Raw genomic sequence first — 16,658 nt, 5'->3', positions numbered from 1 at the left:
AATCAAGACGCCAATAAGGTCTCGATGGGCGGCACCTTGCGCGGCTTGCGGTCGGAGTCCGTCGCAACGTAGATCAGGGTCGCTTCCGTGACTTTCACGATGCATGCCTGCAGGCGGTTGCGCTCGGCATACACCTCGACATTGACGGTGATCGAAGTATTGCCCACCTTGACGATGTCGGCGTAGAAGGACAGCAGATCGCCGACGAAGACGGGATTTTTGAAGACGAAGGAATTGACGGCAATGGTGGCGACACGGCCGTTGGCGCGCCGCGTGGCCGGCAGGGAACCGGCGATATCGACCTGCGCCATGATCCAGCCGCCGAAGACGTCGCCGTACACATTGGCGTCCGACGGCGCGGGCATCATGCGCAGTTCGGGCATTTTTCCGGCGGGCAGGCCGGAGGCGAGACAGTTGTCAGGGCGGTTGGGGGAGGTGCTCATCTTTTATTCTCATGAAAGGCTACAATTGCTGCGATTGAACCATAAAAAGCAGACCTTCGCCATGCGCCGTTCCCAGACTCCCCCTCCGCCCCGCTCGCCAGCTTCCGCCAGCCACAGCGATTTCGCCACCATCAAGACCTTGCTGCCGTACCTGTGGGTCTACAAATGGCGAGTATTGCTGGCGCTGCTATGCCTGGTCGGCGCCAAGCTGGCCAACGTGGGCGTGCCCCTGATCCTGAAAAAACTCGTCGACGCCATGACCATCACGGCCGCGCATCCGCAAGCGCTGCTGGTGCTGCCCGTCGGCCTGCTGGTGGCGTACGGCTTGCTGCGCCTGTCGACCACCTTGTTTACGGAATTGCGCGAATTCCTGTTCGCCCGCGTCACGCAGCGCGCCGTGCGCACCATCGCGCTGCAAGTGTTCCGCCACCTGCATGCCTTGTCCCTGCGTTTCCATTTGAACCGCCAGACGGGCGGCATGACGCGCGACATCGAGCGGGGCACGCGCAGCGTCGGCTCGCTCATTTCCTACACCCTGTTCAACATCTTGCCGACCCTGGTGGAAATCACGCTCGTGCTCGGCTATTTGGTCTTGCATTACGATATCTGGTTCACCGTGATCACGGCCGTGGCGCTCGTGTCCTACATCGCGTTTACCGTGCTGGTGACGAACTGGCGCACGCATTTCCGCCGCACCATGAACGACCTCGACTCGAAGGCGAATACCAAGGCCATCGATTCGCTGATCAACTATGAAACCGTGAAATATTTCGGCAACGAGGATTACGAGGCGAAGCGCTACGACGAGGGCTTGCAGCGCTATGAATCGGCGGCCGTCAAATCGCAGACTTCGCTGTCCCTGCTCAATACGGGCCAGTCGCTGATCATCGCCACGGCCGTCACCTTGATTTTGTGGCGCGCCACCGTGGGCGTGATCGCCGGCACCATGACCCTGGGCGACCTGGTGCTGGTGAATGCCTTCATGATCCAGCTGTACATTCCCCTCAATTTCCTGGGCGTCATTTACCGCGAAATCAAGCAAAGCCTGGCCGACATGGAGCGATTGTTTTCCTTGCTGAACGAGAACCGCGAAATCGCCGATACGCCGGACGCCAAACCGCTCGTCACGCGGGGCGCGGCCGTGCGTTTCGAGCACGTGGATTTCAGCTATGAAGCCAAGCGGCAAATCCTGTTCGACGTGGATTTCCAGATTCCCGCCGGCACCACGACGGCCGTGGTGGGCCACAGCGGCTCGGGCAAATCGACCCTGTCGCGTTTGCTGTTCCGCTTCTATGAAGTCGATGGCGGCGGCATCACCATCGATGGCCAGGATTTGCGCAATATCACGCAGGATTCCCTGCGCGCAGCCATCGGCATCGTGCCGCAAGATACGGTGCTGTTCAACGACAGCATCGAATACAACATCGCCTACGGCAAGCCGGGCGCCAGCAAGGAGGCCATCGTGGCGGCAGCCAAAGCCGCATCGATCCATGATTTTATTGAAAGCTTGCCAGATGGTTACAGCTCCATGGTGGGCGAGCGGGGGCTGAAATTGTCGGGCGGCGAAAAGCAGCGCGTGGCGATTGCCCGCACCTTGCTGAAAGACCCGGCCATCCTGATCTTCGATGAAGCCACCTCGGCGCTCGACTCCAAGGCCGAACAGGCGATCCAGTCGCAGCTCAAGGAGATTGCCAAAAACCGCACCACTTTGGTCATCGCGCACCGCCTGTCGACGGTGGCCGACGCCCAGCAAATCCTCGTGCTCGACCATGGCCGCATCGTCGAGCGGGGCACGCATCCGCAATTGCTGGCGCTCGATGGCCTGTACGCGCAGATGTGGCAACGCCAGCAGGCGAATAGGGACGATGAGGCGGAAGAGGACGAGTTGGCGGGATTGGCGCCGGCAAAATAAATCGGGAATGGGAAATCAGTAGGAAAAATGCTACAGCCGCACCGATTCAGGCGCGCGTATAGCGCCTATTTGAGGGCAATCGCAGAAAACGGCTGGTCCGGCGCTGAAAATGAAATAAAATTAATTCCATTGGTGGCGTCTGCACCACAGTTGTTTCGTTCGGAATCCATCCGGTTTGTTCGCCCAGGAGAATTTATGAAATTGACCAAAATCATCGCCACGCTGCTCAGCGTCGGCGTCATCAGCAGCATGTCGCCAGTCCAGGCTCAGGAATTGACCGGCACCTTGGCCAAGATCAAGAAAGCCGGTTCCGTCACCCTCGGCGTGCGCGATGGCTCCGTGCCCTTCTCCTATCTCGATGACAAGCAGCAATACCAGGGTTATTCGATCGACCTGTGCATGAAAGTCGTCACGGCCCTGCAGAAGCACCTGGGCATGAGCGAATTGAAAGTGGTGATGAGCCCCGTCACGTCGGCCAACCGCATCCCGCTGATGGCCAACGGCACCATCGATCTTGAATGCGGCTCGACGACGAACAACCTGGAGCGCCAGCAGCAGGTGGCATTCGCCCCGACCATGTTCGTCATCGGCAACCGTATCCTGGCGAAAAAATCCTCGAACATCAAGACCCTGGAAGACTTGCGCGGCAAGACCCTGGTCGCCACGGCCGGCACGTCGACCATCAAGCAGATGACGATCCTGAACAAGGAAAAGAACCTGGGCATGACGATTGCCGTCGGCAAGGATCATCCCGAGTCGTTCCTGATGCTGGAAACGGGCCGCGCGGTGGCCGAAGCCAATGACGACATTTTGCTGGCGTCGCAGGTGGCCAACTCGAAAAACCCGAACGACTACGAAATCACCAAGGAAGCGCTGTCGGTCGAGCCGTACGGCATCATGCTGCGCAAGGGCGACCCGGCCTTCAAGAAAGTGGTCGACGATGCGCTGATCCGCCTGTACAAGAGCGACGACATCAACCGTATTTACGCGAAATGGTTTACCTCGCCGATCCCGCCGAAAAACATCAACCTGAAATTCCCGATGCCGCCGCAATTGAAGGCCGTGTTCGCGAATCCGACCGATTCGGGCGACCCGGCCGCGTATGCGGCCGTACCCGAAGCGCAGAAGACTTCGGACAAACGGAAAAAGTAAAGACGGCGTAACAAACCGGGAGGCGCAAGCCTCCCGTTTCAATTGCGGGGCGGGTGGCCGGCTGGCCGCTGCCCCTGGGCTGCACGCGAAGGATGATCATGAATTACAACTGGAATTGGCGCATTTTCTGGGAGATTTCTCCCGATGGCGTGGGCACGTATATGGACACCTTGTGGTCCGGCCTGGTCTGGACCCTGGCCACGGCCGGTGCGGCGTGGATCATGGCATTGATATTGGGCCTGGTGGTCGGCACCATCCGCACCCTGCCGAACAAATGGCTGGTGGGGGTGGCCAATGCCTACGTTGAATTGTTCCGCAACGTGCCGCTGCTGGTGCAGATGTTCCTCTGGTATTTCGTCATGCCGGAATTGCTGCCGCCGGACCTGGGCGCCTGGGTCAAGTCGCTGCCGAATGCGCCCTTCGTCACGGCCGTGCTGTGCCTGGGATTCTTTACCTCCTCGCGCGTGGCCGTGCAGGTGACGACGGGCATCGAGGCGCTGCCGCGCGGGCAGAAACTGGCCGGCACGGCGCTGGGCCTGACCCTGCCGCAAACCTACCGTTTCATTTTGCTGCCGATGGCCGCGCGCGTCATCCTGCCGCCGCTGACCAGCGAATTTTTGAACATCATCAAGAACAGTTCCGTGGCGCTGACCATCGGCCTGATCGAACTGACGGCCAGCGCGCGCGCCATCCAGGAGTTTTCCTTCCAGGTATTCGAGGCGTTTTCGGCCGCCACCATCATCTACATCGTCGTCAACCTGCTGGTCGTGGTGCTGATGCACCTGATCGAGAAAAAGGTCGCCATCCCCGGCTTCATCGTCGCCGGCGCCAAGACGGGAGGACACTGATATGTTCGGCAATTTCGACTTCGACGTCATCTCCCGCTCGTGGGTCTATCTGTTCCAGACCGGCATGGTCTTCACCCTGAAACTGACGGCGCTGGCCATGGTGGGCGGCATCGTGCTGGGTACCCTGCTGGCGCTGATGCGCCTGTCCAGCAACCGTATCGTCTCGGGCGTGGCATCGAGCTACGTCAACCTGATACGCTCGATCCCGCTGGTGCTGGTGATCTTCTGGTTCTACTTCCTGGTGCCGTATATCGCCGCCTGGGTCATCGGCGCCAACGAGCCCGTGAAAGTGGGCGCGTTTTCTTCCGCGCTGATCACCTTCATCATGTTCGAGGCGGCCTACTATTGCGAGATCATGCGCAGCGGCATCCAGTCGATCCCGCGTGGCCAGGTATGGGCAGGCCAGGCGCTGGGCATGAACTACCGGCAAACCATGGGCAACATCGTGCTGCCGCAAGCCTTCCGCAACATGATCCCCGTGCTGCTGACGCAGACCATCGTGCTGTTCCAGGATGTGTCGCTCGTGTACGTGCTGTCGATCCCCGATTTCGTCGGCGCCGCCTCGAAAATCGCGCAGCGCGACGGCCGTCTGGTGGAAATGTACGTGTTTGTGGCCGTCGTGTATTTCGTGCTGTGCTATGCCTTGTCGTTCCTGGTAAAACGCCTGCAGAAACGCGTCGCCATCATTCGCTAACCGTAAAAGAAAGAACAAGATGATTGAACTCAATAACGTCAGCAAATGGTATGGCCAGTTCCAGGTACTGACCGACTGCACCACCAACGTCGCCAAGGGCGACGTGATGGTCATTTGCGGCCCGTCCGGCTCCGGCAAGTCGACCCTGATCAAGACCGTCAACGGTCTCGAGCCGATCCAGCAGGGACAGATCATCGTCGACGGCATCACCGTCAACGATCCGAAAACGAATTTGTCGAAACTGCGCGCGCGCATCGGCATGGTGTTCCAGAATTTCGAGCTGTTCCCGCATCTGTCGATCCGCGAAAACCTCACCATCGGCCAGATCAAGGTGCTGGGCCGCAGTGCCGACGAAGCCAATGCCAAGGGCTTGAAATACCTGGACCGCGTGGGCCTGCTGTCGCAGCAGGATAAATTCCCCGGCCAGCTGTCGGGCGGCCAGCAGCAGCGCGTGGCGATCGCCCGCGCGTTGTCGATGGACCCGATCGCCATGCTGTTCGACGAGCCGACATCGGCGCTCGACCCGGAGATGATCAACGAGGTGCTCGACGTGATGGTGGGCCTGGCGCAGGAAGGCATGACGATGATGGTCGTCACGCACGAAATGGGTTTTGCCCGGCGCGTGGCGAACCGCATCGTCTTCATGGACCAGGGCAAGATCATCGAGGATTGCAGCAAGGACGACTTCTTCAACACGACGCGCTCGGACCGGGCGCGCGATTTCCTCGCCAAGATCATCCATTAATTTTCCATCACCTTGAAGTTGAGTACGCATGCCTGACATGAAACACATCGCCGGCGCCATGCTGGCGCTGGGCATGCTTGCCCATGCCCACGCGGCCGACAAGATCGCCGTCGACATCGCCCTGCGCGACGCCACCCTGATCGACGTGGCCGGTGGCCTCGCCGTCAAGGGCAAGACCGTGCTGCTCAAGGGCGACAGCATCGTCGCCGTCGTCGATGACCCGCAGCTGCGCAGCTACGCGCCGAAGCGGACCATCCGCCTGCCCGGCAAATACCTGATGCCGGGCCTGTGGGATACGCACGTGCATTTCGGCGGCGGCCCCGAACTGATCGACGAGAACAAGCAGCTGCTGCCTTTGTACCTGGCGCACGGCATCACCACGGTGCGCGACTGCTCGGGCGACTTGCCCGACACGGTGCTGGCATGGCGCCGGCAGATCAATGCGGGCCAGCTGGAAGGTCCGACGATCTTTACCTCTGGCGCCAAGCTCGAAGGCATCAAGCCGCTGTGGAAGGGCACCATCGAAGTGGGCACGCCGCAGGAAGTCACGCGCGCGCTGGACGGCCTGCAGGCGCAGCAAGTGGACTTCGTGAAGATCACGGAAAACACCCTGAAGCCGGAGCTGTACCTGGAAGCGCTGCGCCAGGCGCGCGAACGGGGCATGCGCACCTCGGGCCATATCCCCGTGCAGCTCACGTTGGAGCAGATGGCCGATGCGGGCCTGGGCACGATCGAGCATCAATCGTATCTGCTGCGCGCCACCACGCCGCGCGAACAGGAGCTGACGGACAAGGTGGCCGCCGGCGCGATGACGGGCAAGGAGGCCATGCGCGAAAGCCTGCAGAGCTACGACGAGCCGACGGCGCGCAAGGCCTTCAGCTACCTGGCCGCGCGCGGCACGGCCATCGTGCCGACCCTGTGGGGGTCGCGCGTAACGGCGTATCTGGACCGCGAAGACCATACGCACGATCCTGCCCTGCAGTACATCGGCAAGGGCTTGCGCGCCACCTACGACTGGCGCGTGCAGCGCGCCGCCAAGGATGGCCCGGATGCGATCGCCCAGCGCCACGCGCAGTTCGAGCAATCGGCAAAGCTGCTGCCCATTTTGCAGCAGCAGGGCGTGAGCATCATCGCCGGCACCGACGCGGGCTTCTTGAATTCCTTCGACTATCCGGGCCAGGCCCTGCACGATGAAATCGGCCTGTACGTGCAATACGGCCTGACGCCAAAGCAAGCCTTGCAGTCGGCCGTCATCAACGGTCCCCGCTTCCTGGGCAAGCTGGAGCGCTACGGCAGCGTGGCGGCCGGCAAGGCGGCCGACCTGCTGGTGCTTGACGCCAATCCGCTGCAGGACATCGGCGCCACGCGCCAGATCCGCCTGGTGGTCAGCCGCGGCCACGTGTACGACCGCGCCGCGCTGGACCGGATGCTGGCCGAGATCCGCGCCTGGGTGGCGAAGCAGGAGACGGCGCCGGCCAAGTCCTGATTTTCTTCGTCTTTATGCCAAAAAACGGCCGATTGATACCGGGCGTTTTGTCGTCTGCCAGCCGCTCGTGCTTGGCTTGTCGCAAACGATCGCAATTCAATTCGCCGTACGCTGATTCGTTGCCAGCCAAATCCTTCTTTTTTATACTAATAAAGGTATAATTCATGAAGATCACCCAAAAAACGCCAAAACTCCACAAGCCGCTGGTGTGGGTCGGCTCCACCAAGAAAGAGTTAATGGCCTTGCCTGCGGACATACGTTCGTTCTTTGGGCATGCGCTGGATTTGGCGCAGCGCGGTGACCGGCACGACAACGCCAAGGTATTGCACGGCTTCGGTTGTGCGGGCGTCCTGGAAATTGTCGAGGATGACGTGGGGGGCACCTATCGCGCCGTCTACACGGTGAAATTCGAAGAGGCGGTGTTCGTGTTGCACTGCTTCCAAAAGAAGAGCAAGAGCGGTATCGCGACGCCCAGGAGGGAAATGGATCTGGTGCGCGCTCGCCTGCACAGTGCACAACAATGGATTGAGGAGTTACGCCATGAAAAAACATCTCGTCGATGAGACCGAGTTTGAACTGTCCAGCGGTAACGTTTTTGCCGACCTGGGTCTGTCCGGCGCCGACAAGCTGCAAATCAAGTCCGGCCTGGTGGGCGAAATTCGCAATGCCATGCGCAAGCTGGAATTGACGCAGGAAGAAGCGGCGCGGCGCATGGGGATCGCGCAGCCCAAGGTGTCGGGCATGCTGCGCGGCGATTTTTCCGGCTTGTCCGAGCGCAAACTGATGGATTGCCTGAACCGTCTCGGTTACGACATCGAGATCAGCGTCAAACCGGCCGCCAACGCTATCGGCCATCTGAAACTGGCTGTCGCCTGAGCATTCCTCACGGGCTTCCCGGGCCTGTGCTGCGGCTCCGCGGCTGGTAAAATGGCGCTATCCGCAATGACCGCCTGAGAGCAGCCGCCATGTCCACACCCGATCACACCCCAGCCGCCGTTCCATCCTCCATCACCATCACCCGTCCAGACGACTGGCATTTGCACCTGCGCGACGGCGCCGTCATGGCCAGCGTGCTGCCGCACAGCGCGCGCCAGTTCGGCCGCGCCATCGTCATGCCGAACCTGAAGCCGCCCGTCACCACCACGGCCGATGCCAGCGCCTACCGCGAGCGCATCCTGGCCGCCGTGCCGCAAGGCGTGAACTTCGATCCGCTGATGGTGCTGTATCTGACGAATAACACCTCGCCCGATGAAATCCGCCGCGCGCAGGACAGCGGCATCGTGCAGGCCGTGAAACTCTATCCGGCCGGCGCCACGACGAATTCCGACCTGGGCGTTACGGATTTGAAGAATTGCTACAAGGTGCTCGAAGTGATGCAGGAAGTGGGCATGCCCTTCCTCGTGCACGGCGAAGTGACAGACCCGGAAATCGACATTTTCGACCGCGAAGCCGTCTTCATCGAGCGCGTGATGCGCCCGCTGCGCAGCGCCTTCCCAGCCCTGTCCGTCGTGTTCGAGCACATCACCACCAAGGATGCGGCGCAATACGTGGCCGAAGCGGAAGGTCCGATCGCCGCCACCATCACGGCGCACCACCTGCTGTACAACCGCAACGAGATTTTCAAGGGCGGCATCCGCCCGCATTACTACTGCCTGCCCATCCTCAAGCGCGAAGAGCACCGCCTTGCGCTGATGACGGCGGCCGCCAGCGGCGACGAGCGCTTCTTCCTCGGCACCGATTCGGCGCCGCATGCGCAAGGCGCCAAGGAAATGGCTTGCGGCTGTGCCGGCTGCTACACGGCCCTGCACGCGATGGAAATGTATGCGGAAGCGTTCGAACGGGCCGGTGCGCTCGACAAGCTGGAAGCGTTCGCCAGCTTCCACGGCCCGGCCTTCTACGGCGTGCCGCGCAACACGGACACCATCACCTTGCGTCGCGAAAGCTGGACCTTGCCGGCGTCGCTGCCGCTGGGCGACAGCCACGTCATTCCGCTCAACGCGGGCGAACAGATCAACTGGAAAATGGTGTAATCACCCCATGCTGCCATCGATAGACTGGACCCGCCCCTGGTTTGCCACGGTGCTGCCGGCGCGACGGCAGCTGGACCTGCAGCGCGACACGGTAATCAACGCGCTGAACGGGCGGGCGCGGGCGCTGGACTTGCGCAATCCGTCCGGCTTGCCGCTGGCTTTCGTGCCGCAAGCGGACCTGCCCGAAGGCGTGGCCTATGAAGAGTTCATCGGCGCGACGGGCGGCGTGCCCACGCGCGACAATCTGCACGATTTTTTCAACGCGCTCGTGTGGCTCACCTTCCCGCGCATCAAGCGCCAATTGAATGCGCTGCAGGCGGCGCAGATCGCCCTGTCCGGCGTCGGCAAATCGCGCGGTCCCGCGCGCGACGGTGCGACGATTTTCGATGAGAATTCCGCCCTGCTGGTGCTGCGCGACTGCGATGCGGGGCGCGCCCTGGAAGCGGCACTGCGCGGGCACGACTGGCGCAGCGCGTTCATTGCGCAGCGCGATAAATTTGGCGCGGGCGGCGACGCCGAAGTCTGGCTGTTCGGCCACGCGCTGATGGAAAAACTGGTGGCGCCGCGCAAGGCCATCACGGCGCACACGCGCGTGATCTTCGCCGGCGACGCCTATTTCACCCTGGACGATGCGGCACGCCGCGCCTGGCTCGACGCGAGGGTGGCGCAAGACCTGGCCAGCGATGGCTTGACGACAGCCGACTTCACGCCGCTGCCCGTGCTTGGCTTGCCCGGCTGGTGCGAAGGACAGGACGAAGATTTTTACAATGACGCGGCGGTATTCCGCCCGAAGCGCAAGGCAGCTGGCGCAGAAAGAGAGTAGAGCATGGAGCATACCGTCCGCTGGGGCATCCTCGGCACAGGCAAGATCGCCCGCGCGATGGCCAATGGCTTGCGCGACGCGCCTGGCGCGCAGCTGGCGGCGATCGCCTCGCGCAGCAGCGCCGGCGCGCAGGCCTTCGGCGCCGAATTCGGCATCGAGCGTTGCCACGGCTCCTACCAGGCGCTGGCTGACGATCCTGGCGTGGACGTGATCTACATCGCCACGCCACACACCCTGCATGCGGAAAATGCCCTGATGTGCCTGGCTGCCGGCAAGCACGTCGTGTGCGAAAAACCGTTCACGATGAACGCGCGCGAAGCGCAGGCCGTGGCCGACATGGCGCGCGATAAAAAGCTGTTTTTGATGGAAGCCATGTGGAGCCGCTTCCTGCCCGCCGTGCAGGAAGCGCAGCGCATCATCGCCAGCGGCGAGATCGGCGTGCTGCGGCAGGTGCAGGCCGATATCGGTTTTGTCGCCAACTTCCCGCCCGAGCATCGCATATTCAATCCTGAACTCGGCGGTGGCGCGCTGCTCGACGTGGGCATCTATCCGCTGTCGATGGCGGCTTTCTTCCTCGGCCCCGTATTGCAGGTGCAGGCGCTGGCCGAGATGGGCGCCACCGGCGTCGATGAACAGGTGGTGTTCTCGCTGCTGCATGCGGGTGGCGGCACCTCGTCCTGTGCCTGCAGCCTGCGTGCGCAGACGCCGACGGAAATGAGCATTTCCGGCAGCCTGGGGCGCATTCGCCTGCCCAGCCGTTTTTACAAGCCCGATCACCTGATCGTCGAAACGATGGATGGCGCGCGCCGCGTCGTCGCCGCGCCGCACCTGGGCAATGGCTACGCGCACGAGGCGATCGAAGCGATGCGCTGCATCCGCGCCGGCCTGCTGGAAAGCCCCGTCATGCCGCACGCCGACAGCGTGGCGCTGATGCACAACCTTGACGCCATGCGCGGCCAGATCGGCCTCGTCTACCAAGCCGACCAGGCGAGAACAGGAACCCCATGATATTGCACCCATCGCGTCCCAGTCTGAAAACCGTCCTCATCGCCAGCGGCGTCGTGCTGACCCTGGCGATGGGCGTGCGCCATGGGCTGGGCTTCTGGATGCAGCCGATCTCGCAAGCCAATGGCTGGACGCGCGAAACGTATTCGCTGGCCCTGGCCATGCAAAACCTGATGTGGGGCGTCTTCGGTCCGTTTGCCGGCATGGCGGCCGACCGTTTCGGCACCATGCGCGTCGTCATCATCGGCGCCATCAGCTACATGGCGGGCCTCGTGTGGATGGCGCTCGTGACGCAGCCCACGCTGTTCATCGTCGGTTCCGGCATCTTCATCGGCCTGGCGCTGGCCTGCACGGCTTTTGGCGCCATCAGCGGTATCATCGGCCGCAGCGCGCCGCCCGAGCAGCGCTCGTGGGCCTTCGGCATTTCGTCGGCGGCCGGCTCCTTCGGCCAGTTCCTGATGATGCCGGTCGAGCAGCAGCTGATCTCCGCCGTAGGCTGGCAAAACGCCTTTTATGTACTGGCCGCGCTGGTGCTGCTGGCCATGATCCCGATGGCCTTCTACCTGCGCGAGCCGCCCGTGTCGCACGCCAGCGGCCCGCAGCAAAGCGTGGGCGCCGCCTTCAGCGAAGCCGTCGGTACCCGTTCGTTCTGGCTGCTGCTGGCCGGGTATTTCGTCTGCGGCTTCCAGCTGGTCTTCATCGGCGTGCACTTGCCGGCCTACCTGAAGGACCAGGGCCTGATGAACCCCAACATCGCCGTCACGGCGCTGGCGCTGATCGGCCTGTTCAACATCGTCGGCTCCTACTATGCGGGCAAGCTCGGCGGCAAGATCGCCAAGCGCTACCTGCTGTCGGCCATCTACGTGACGCGCGCCGTGGTCATCACCGTGTTCCTGCTGGCGCCATTGTCGGCGTGGTCCGTGTACCTGTTCGCCGCCGGCATGGGCGTGCTGTGGCTGTCGACCGTACCGCTGACGAACGGCATCATCGCCGGCATCTTTGGCGTCAAGCACCTGTCGATGCTGGCGGGGATGGTCTTCTTCTCGCACCAGGTAGGCAGTTTCCTCGGTGCCTGGCTGGGCGGCTACCTGTACGAGCACCAGGGCAGTTACCACGTCGTGTGGATGATCACCATCGGCCTGGGCTTGCTGGCCGCGCTGATCAACCTGCCCATCGACGAGCGCGCCGTCAAGCGCGTGGCGGTGGCCGCGTAATGGCCAGCTGGCGCACATGGCTATGGCGCCTGGCTGGCGCCGCGCTGCTGGCTCTCGTCTTCCTGGCCTATCTGCGCCCCGACTTCATGCTGGACCTGGCGAACCGCTTCTGGATGTGCATGTAGGCTGCGCGGGCGCAAGGTAGTTTGCGAAAAGTCGGATTAAAAAGTCGGATTACGCTGGAAGTCGGATTACGCTACGCTAATCCGACCTACCCGACTTGCTGCAACGTCTATCGCGTAGGTCGGATTAGGCCGCAGGCCGTAATCCGACAACACCCGAAAGCAAGCAATACCGATGGCTCAGGCCGCAGGCCGTAATCCGACAATACCTTGAAACCATGCGATACCGACGCGCATTCCAGCCAGGCGGCAGCTTTTTCTTCACGGTGGTGACTGCCCGTCGGCGGCCCGTCTTTACGTCGGAAACTGCCGTGGCTTTGCTGAGGGATGCTGTCCGCGTCGTGCGCCAGAAGCGGCCATTCGCTATCGACGCCATCGTCATCTTGCCCGATCACGTGCACTGTATCTGGACCTTGCCTGAAGACGATGCCGATTTCATGACGCGCTGGCGCTTGATCAAGACGTGGTTCAGCAAGCACAGCGATCTTAAACCTATCTGGCAGCAGCGGTATTGGGAGCATGTGCTACGCGACGAGCGCGACTTCGCCAACCATGTCGATTACATCCATTACAACCCCGTCAAGCATGGCCTTGTGGGTAAAGTTATCGATTGGCCGTATTCCAGTTTTCACCCGTATGTAAGGCAGGGATGGTGTGCCGCGGATTGGGGCGGGAACGGCGTGGACATGACAGGTGTTGGGCGGGAGTGACGCTGGCCAACAATGTTGTCGGATTACGCTACGCTAATCCGACCTACCCGACCTATTGCGGTGTCTTTTCGCGTAGGTCGGATTAGCGCGCAGCGCGTAATCCGACAGCACCTGAAAGCAATACCGGCTTTACACCTTCAAAAACTCTTCTTTCCCACCCAGCCAGCGCGCCAAATGCGCTTCGACGGTGGCTGCGGCCGCCGCCGTGGTGGCGTGCAGCAGATCGTGCGCCACGTCGCGCGCCTGATCTACCAACCATTGATCCGTTTCCAGGTCGGCGAAGCGCAGCATGGCCTGGCCGGACTGGCGCGCGCCGAGGAATTCCCCGGGACCGCGAATTTCCAGGTCGCGGCGGGCAATTTCGAAACCGTCCGTCGTTTCGCGCATGGTCATCAGGCGCTGGCGCGCCACGCCGCCCAGCGGGCCTTGATACAGCAGCAGGCAGACGCTGGCCGCCGAGCCGCGGCCCACGCGGCCGCGCAGCTGGTGCAGCTGCGACAAGCCGAAGCGCTCGGCGTGTTCGATCACCATCAGCGAGGCGTTCGGCACGTCGACGCCCACCTCGATGACGGTGGTGGCCACCAGCACGTGGATATGGCCGGCGATGAAGGCGTCCATTACCTCCTGTTTTTCCGCCGGCTTCAGGCGGCCGTGCACGAGGCCCACCTGCAGCGCGGGCAGGGCTTCGGCCAGCATCATGTAGGTATCGGTGGCCGTCTGCAGCTGCAGCGCTTCCGATTCCTCGATCAGCGGACAGACCCAGTACACTTGCCGGCCTTCCAGCGCGGCCGCATACACGCGGGCGATGACCTCGTCGCGCCGGTTCTGGTCGATGGCGCGCGTGACGATGGGGCTGCGGCCGGGCGGCAGCTCGTCGATCACCGACACTTCCAGGTCGGCGTAATACGTCATGGCCAGGGTGCGCGGGATCGGCGTGGCCGACATCATCAGCTGGTGCGGCACGGCCGCGCTGTCGCCCTTGTTGCGCAAGGTCAGGCGCTGGCCCACGCCGAAGCGGTGCTGCTCGTCGACGATGACCAGGCCCAGTTTCGCAAACAGCACGTTGTCCTGGATCAGCGCATGCGTGCCGATCACCAGCTGCGCTTCGCCCGATTCGATCAGGGCCAGCGCCGCCGTCTTTTCCTTTTTCTTCAGGCTGCCCGTCAGCCACGCCACCTTCACGCCCAAGGGCTCCATCCAGGCGGCGATCTTGCGGAAGTGTTGCTCGGCCAGGATCTCCGTGGGCGCCATCAGCGCCGCCTGGTAGCCGCTGTCGATCGCCTGCGTGGCCGACAGGGCCGCCACCACCGTCTTGCCGCTGCCGACGTCGCCCTGCAGCAGGCGCTGCATCGGATACGGCTGGCGCAGGTCGGCGCGGATTTCCTCGAGCACGCGCGCCTGCGCGCCCGTCAGCTTGAAGGGCAGGGCGGCGGCGAAGGCATTCGATAACGTCCCGACGATGGGCAGCGAGGCAGCGCCTTTCGAGCGGCGCGCGCGCTGGGCGCGTTTGAGCGACAGCTGCTGCGCCAGCAGCTCATCGAACTTCATGCGCACCCAGGCCGGATGCGAGCGGTCCATCAGCGCGCTTTCATCGATGTCCTGCGGCGGATAGTGCAGCAGGTGCACGGCGGCGCGGAACGGCGACAGCTGCATCTCGCGCAGCAGGTGCTCGGGCAAGGTGTCTTGCCAGTCGATGCGGCGCATGGCGTCGGCGATCTCGCGCCGCAGCACGTGCTGCGACAGGCCCTCGCCGGACGGATACACGGGCGTCAGGGCCGTGGGCAGCGGCGCGCCCTCGTTGACCACCTTATACGTCGGGTGCACCATCTCGGCGCCGAAAAAGCCGTGTTTGAGCTCGGCGCGCGCGCGCACGCGCGTGCCTTCGGCCAGCTGCTTGACCTGGCTGCCGTAGAAATTCATGAAGCGCAGCAGCAAATTGCCCGTTTCGTCGGCGATCGTCACCAGCAGCTGCTTGCGCGGTTTGAAATTGACTTCGCACTTGGTGACGATGCCCTCGACCTGCCACGACTCGCCGCCGCGCAGGCAGGCGTCGCGTATCGTGTAGACACGGGTCTCGTCCTCGTAGCGCATCGGCAGGTGCAGCACCAGGTCCATATCCGTGCGCAAGCCCAGTTTGGCCAGTCGGCTTTCCGTGCTGACCACTTTTTTGGCGGCTTTCGGTTTCGCGGCAGGCTTGGCCGTGGGAGGAAGATCGGGCTTGGGTTCGGACATATCGGAGATTTTTGTGCCGCTAGCGTAAAATAGAGGGTTGTCCGGCACACCCTGTGCGTACCGCAGTCGTAAATTGTTGCGGCGGATTATTGTAATGCCTGTATAGGCGCACAGTATAGTGCCAGATGTTCCATTGCGCACTCCTAATCATTTTTGACGTACTTTTGAAGCAAAACGCATGTATTCGCTTTCCGATTTCGATTTTAATTTGCCGCAAGAAAACATTGCGCAAACTCCGTTGGCCGAGCGCAGCGCCTCGCGCCTGTTGCATCTGGATGGCGAGACCGTGGTCGACCGCCAGTTCGCCGACATCGTAGGACAGCTAGCCGCGGGCGACCTGCTGGTGATGAACGATACGCGCGTACTCAAGGCGCGCTTTTTTGGCGTCAAGGAAAGCGGCGGCAAGATCGAGGCGCTCGTCGAGCGCGTCCTGGACGACCGCACCGTGCTGGCCCAGGTGCGCGCGTCGAAGTCGCCGCCGCCCGGCTGCCGCATCCGCCTGGCCGACGCCTTTGACGTCACGGTCGGCCAGCGCGCCGGCGAATTTTTTACTTTGCACTTCGAGGCCGACGTGTTCGAGCTGATCGAGGCGCATGGCCGCTTGCCGCTGCCGCCCTACATCGAGCATGACGCGGATGAGTTCGATGAAACGCGCTACCAGACCGTGTTCAACAAGGTGCCGGGCGCCGTCGCCGCACCGACGGCCGGCCTGCATTTCGACCAGGCCCTGCTCGACCAATTGAAGGCCAAGGGCGTCAACTTCGCCTATGTGACCCTGCACGTGGGCGCCGGCACCTTCCAGCCCGTGCGCACGGAAGTGCTGGCCGAACACAAGATGCATACCGAGTGGTACACCATGCCGCAGGAAACCGTCGACGCCGTGCGCGCCGCCCAACTTGCCGGGCGCGACGTGGTCGCCGTTGGCACGACCAGCCTGCGCGCGCTGGAATCGGCCTCGCAAAGCGGCCAGCTGGTGGCGGGCAGCGCCGATACGGCCCTGTTCATCACACCCGGCTATGCCTTCAAGACGGTGACGCGCCTGATCACCAACTTCCATTTGCCGAAGTCGACCCTGCTGATGCTGGTGTCGGCCTTTGCTGGCTATGCGCCGATCCGCAGCGCCTACGCGCATGCGATCGCACAGAACTACCGTTTCTTCAGCTATGGCGACGCGATGCTGCTCACTACGCAATCGCGAGCGCCGCTTCCGCTGAACCTTACCCACACCGTGAAAGAATAAGA

17 protein-coding genes are annotated in these 16,658 nt (G+C 62.6%); 15 read left to right on the top strand and 2 right to left on the bottom strand.

Annotation, left to right across the window (positions count from 1 at the left end; all coding sequences use genetic code 11):
- Window positions 1-2: 2 nt before the first annotated feature.
- Window positions 3-368, bottom strand: a complete 366-nt coding sequence (locus ACQ4W4_RS08210) for an acyl-CoA thioesterase (protein WP_226939493.1) — start codon at window positions 366-368, stop codon at window positions 3-5.
- A gap of 136 nt (window positions 369-504) precedes the next feature.
- On the opposite strand from ACQ4W4_RS08210, the gene ACQ4W4_RS08205 reads away from it, so the two are divergent.
- From ACQ4W4_RS08205 to ACQ4W4_RS08140, 14 genes are all read left to right on the top strand, one after another.
- On the top strand, window positions 505-2,355 hold the full coding sequence (locus ACQ4W4_RS08205; RefSeq protein ID WP_436541529.1) for an ABCB family ABC transporter ATP-binding protein/permease: 1,851 nt from the start codon (window positions 505-507) through the stop codon (window positions 2,353-2,355).
- A 195-nt stretch (window positions 2,356-2,550) separates the two neighbouring features.
- Window positions 2,551-3,507 (top strand): amino acid ABC transporter substrate-binding protein, encoded by a 957-nt coding sequence (locus ACQ4W4_RS08200; RefSeq protein WP_436541528.1) that lies wholly within the window; start codon window positions 2,551-2,553, stop codon window positions 3,505-3,507.
- Window positions 3,508-3,605: 98 nt separating this feature from the next.
- On the top strand, window positions 3,606-4,355 hold the full coding sequence (locus ACQ4W4_RS08195; RefSeq protein ID WP_099411325.1) for an amino acid ABC transporter permease: 750 nt from the start codon (window positions 3,606-3,608) through the stop codon (window positions 4,353-4,355).
- A 1-nt stretch (window position 4,356) separates the two neighbouring features.
- Window positions 4,357-5,049 carry an amino acid ABC transporter permease gene (locus ACQ4W4_RS08190; RefSeq protein ID WP_326458866.1) on the top strand — a complete coding sequence of 231 codons (693 nt, stop codon included), beginning with the start codon at window positions 4,357-4,359 and terminating at the stop codon, window positions 5,047-5,049.
- Window positions 5,050-5,068: 19 nt separating this feature from the next.
- Window positions 5,069-5,794, top strand: a complete 726-nt coding sequence (locus ACQ4W4_RS08185; RefSeq protein ID WP_076571831.1) for an amino acid ABC transporter ATP-binding protein — start codon at window positions 5,069-5,071, stop codon at window positions 5,792-5,794.
- Window positions 5,795-5,822: 28 nt separating this feature from the next.
- Entirely contained in the window at window positions 5,823-7,280 is a 1,458-nt protein-coding gene (locus tag ACQ4W4_RS08180) for an amidohydrolase family protein (RefSeq protein WP_436541527.1), read from the top strand.
- A 164-nt stretch (window positions 7,281-7,444) separates the two neighbouring features.
- Window positions 7,445-7,843, top strand: a complete 399-nt coding sequence (locus tag ACQ4W4_RS08175) for a type II toxin-antitoxin system RelE/ParE family toxin (protein WP_436541526.1) — start codon at window positions 7,445-7,447, stop codon at window positions 7,841-7,843.
- On the top strand, window positions 7,821-8,156 hold the full coding sequence (locus ACQ4W4_RS08170; protein WP_436541525.1) for a helix-turn-helix domain-containing protein: 336 nt from the start codon (window positions 7,821-7,823) through the stop codon (window positions 8,154-8,156). The genes ACQ4W4_RS08175 and ACQ4W4_RS08170 overlap by 23 nt, the downstream gene beginning before the upstream one ends.
- A gap of 89 nt (window positions 8,157-8,245) precedes the next feature.
- Window positions 8,246-9,310, top strand: coding sequence for a dihydroorotase (gene pyrC, locus ACQ4W4_RS08165; protein WP_436541524.1), 1,065 nt, complete (start codon window positions 8,246-8,248; stop codon window positions 9,308-9,310).
- Between the two features lie 7 nt (window positions 9,311-9,317).
- Window positions 9,318-10,133 (top strand): DUF3025 domain-containing protein, encoded by an 816-nt coding sequence (locus ACQ4W4_RS08160; protein WP_436541523.1) that lies wholly within the window; start codon window positions 9,318-9,320, stop codon window positions 10,131-10,133.
- Between the two features lie 3 nt (window positions 10,134-10,136).
- Entirely contained in the window at window positions 10,137-11,141 is a 1,005-nt protein-coding gene (locus tag ACQ4W4_RS08155; RefSeq protein WP_436541522.1) for a Gfo/Idh/MocA family protein, read from the top strand.
- A complete protein-coding gene (locus ACQ4W4_RS08150; RefSeq protein ID WP_436541521.1) occupies window positions 11,138-12,352 on the top strand; it encodes an MFS transporter in 1,215 nt (404 codons plus the stop codon). Before ACQ4W4_RS08155 ends, ACQ4W4_RS08150 begins: the two co-directional genes overlap by 4 nt.
- The gene (locus ACQ4W4_RS08145) at window positions 12,352-12,477 is read left to right on the top strand and encodes a hypothetical protein (protein ID WP_255206293.1); all 126 of its coding nucleotides are present in this window, start codon (window positions 12,352-12,354) and stop codon (window positions 12,475-12,477) included. Before ACQ4W4_RS08150 ends, ACQ4W4_RS08145 begins: the two co-directional genes overlap by 1 nt.
- Window positions 12,478-12,692: 215 nt before the next feature.
- On the top strand, window positions 12,693-13,184 hold the full coding sequence (locus ACQ4W4_RS08140; protein WP_436541520.1) for an REP-associated tyrosine transposase: 492 nt from the start codon (window positions 12,693-12,695) through the stop codon (window positions 13,182-13,184).
- A gap of 129 nt (window positions 13,185-13,313) precedes the next feature.
- Here the strand turns inward: ACQ4W4_RS08140 and recG are convergent, their stop codons facing one another.
- Window positions 13,314-15,416 carry an ATP-dependent DNA helicase RecG gene (recG, locus tag ACQ4W4_RS08135; protein ID WP_436541519.1) on the bottom strand — a complete coding sequence of 701 codons (2,103 nt, stop codon included), beginning with the start codon at window positions 15,414-15,416 and terminating at the stop codon, window positions 13,314-13,316.
- 178 nt (window positions 15,417-15,594) lie between these two features.
- On the opposite strand from recG, the gene queA reads away from it, so the two are divergent.
- A complete protein-coding gene (gene queA, locus ACQ4W4_RS08130) occupies window positions 15,595-16,656 on the top strand; it encodes a tRNA preQ1(34) S-adenosylmethionine ribosyltransferase-isomerase QueA (RefSeq protein WP_436541518.1) in 1,062 nt (353 codons plus the stop codon).
- Window positions 16,657-16,658: the final 2 nt, after the last annotated feature.

This window comes from Janthinobacterium glycogeni (assembly GCF_051380725.1).
In the GTDB taxonomy this organism is placed as follows: domain Bacteria; phylum Pseudomonadota; class Gammaproteobacteria; order Burkholderiales; family Burkholderiaceae_D; genus Janthinobacterium.
This window is presented reverse-complemented; position numbering and strand designations above follow the sequence as displayed.

Bases quoted from the DNA above. Each gene is read 5' to 3' on its own strand.
- ACQ4W4_RS08210 (WP_226939493.1), bottom strand. From the start codon at position 368: ATGATGCCCGCGCCGTCGGACGCCAATGTGTACGGCGACGTCTTCGGC.
- ACQ4W4_RS08205 (WP_436541529.1), top strand. From the start codon at position 505: ATGCGCCGTTCCCAGACTCCCCCTCCGCCCCGCTCGCCAGCTTCCGCC.
- ACQ4W4_RS08200 (WP_436541528.1), top strand. From the start codon at position 2,551: ATGAAATTGACCAAAATCATCGCCACGCTGCTCAGCGTCGGCGTCATC.
- ACQ4W4_RS08195 (WP_099411325.1), top strand. From the start codon at position 3,606: ATGAATTACAACTGGAATTGGCGCATTTTCTGGGAGATTTCTCCCGAT.
- ACQ4W4_RS08190 (WP_326458866.1), top strand. From the start codon at position 4,357: ATGTTCGGCAATTTCGACTTCGACGTCATCTCCCGCTCGTGGGTCTAT.
- ACQ4W4_RS08185 (WP_076571831.1), top strand. From the start codon at position 5,069: ATGATTGAACTCAATAACGTCAGCAAATGGTATGGCCAGTTCCAGGTA.
- ACQ4W4_RS08180 (WP_436541527.1), top strand. From the start codon at position 5,823: ATGCCTGACATGAAACACATCGCCGGCGCCATGCTGGCGCTGGGCATG.
- ACQ4W4_RS08175 (WP_436541526.1), top strand. From the start codon at position 7,445: ATGAAGATCACCCAAAAAACGCCAAAACTCCACAAGCCGCTGGTGTGG.
- ACQ4W4_RS08170 (WP_436541525.1), top strand. From the start codon at position 7,821: ATGAAAAAACATCTCGTCGATGAGACCGAGTTTGAACTGTCCAGCGGT.
- pyrC (WP_436541524.1), top strand. From the start codon at position 8,246: ATGTCCACACCCGATCACACCCCAGCCGCCGTTCCATCCTCCATCACC.
- ACQ4W4_RS08160 (WP_436541523.1), top strand. From the start codon at position 9,318: ATGCTGCCATCGATAGACTGGACCCGCCCCTGGTTTGCCACGGTGCTG.
- ACQ4W4_RS08155 (WP_436541522.1), top strand. From the start codon at position 10,137: ATGGAGCATACCGTCCGCTGGGGCATCCTCGGCACAGGCAAGATCGCC.
- ACQ4W4_RS08150 (WP_436541521.1), top strand. From the start codon at position 11,138: ATGATATTGCACCCATCGCGTCCCAGTCTGAAAACCGTCCTCATCGCC.
- ACQ4W4_RS08145 (WP_255206293.1), top strand. From the start codon at position 12,352: ATGGCCAGCTGGCGCACATGGCTATGGCGCCTGGCTGGCGCCGCGCTG.
- ACQ4W4_RS08140 (WP_436541520.1), top strand. From the start codon at position 12,693: ATGCGATACCGACGCGCATTCCAGCCAGGCGGCAGCTTTTTCTTCACG.
- recG (WP_436541519.1), bottom strand. From the start codon at position 15,416: ATGTCCGAACCCAAGCCCGATCTTCCTCCCACGGCCAAGCCTGCCGCG.
- queA (WP_436541518.1), top strand. From the start codon at position 15,595: ATGTATTCGCTTTCCGATTTCGATTTTAATTTGCCGCAAGAAAACATT.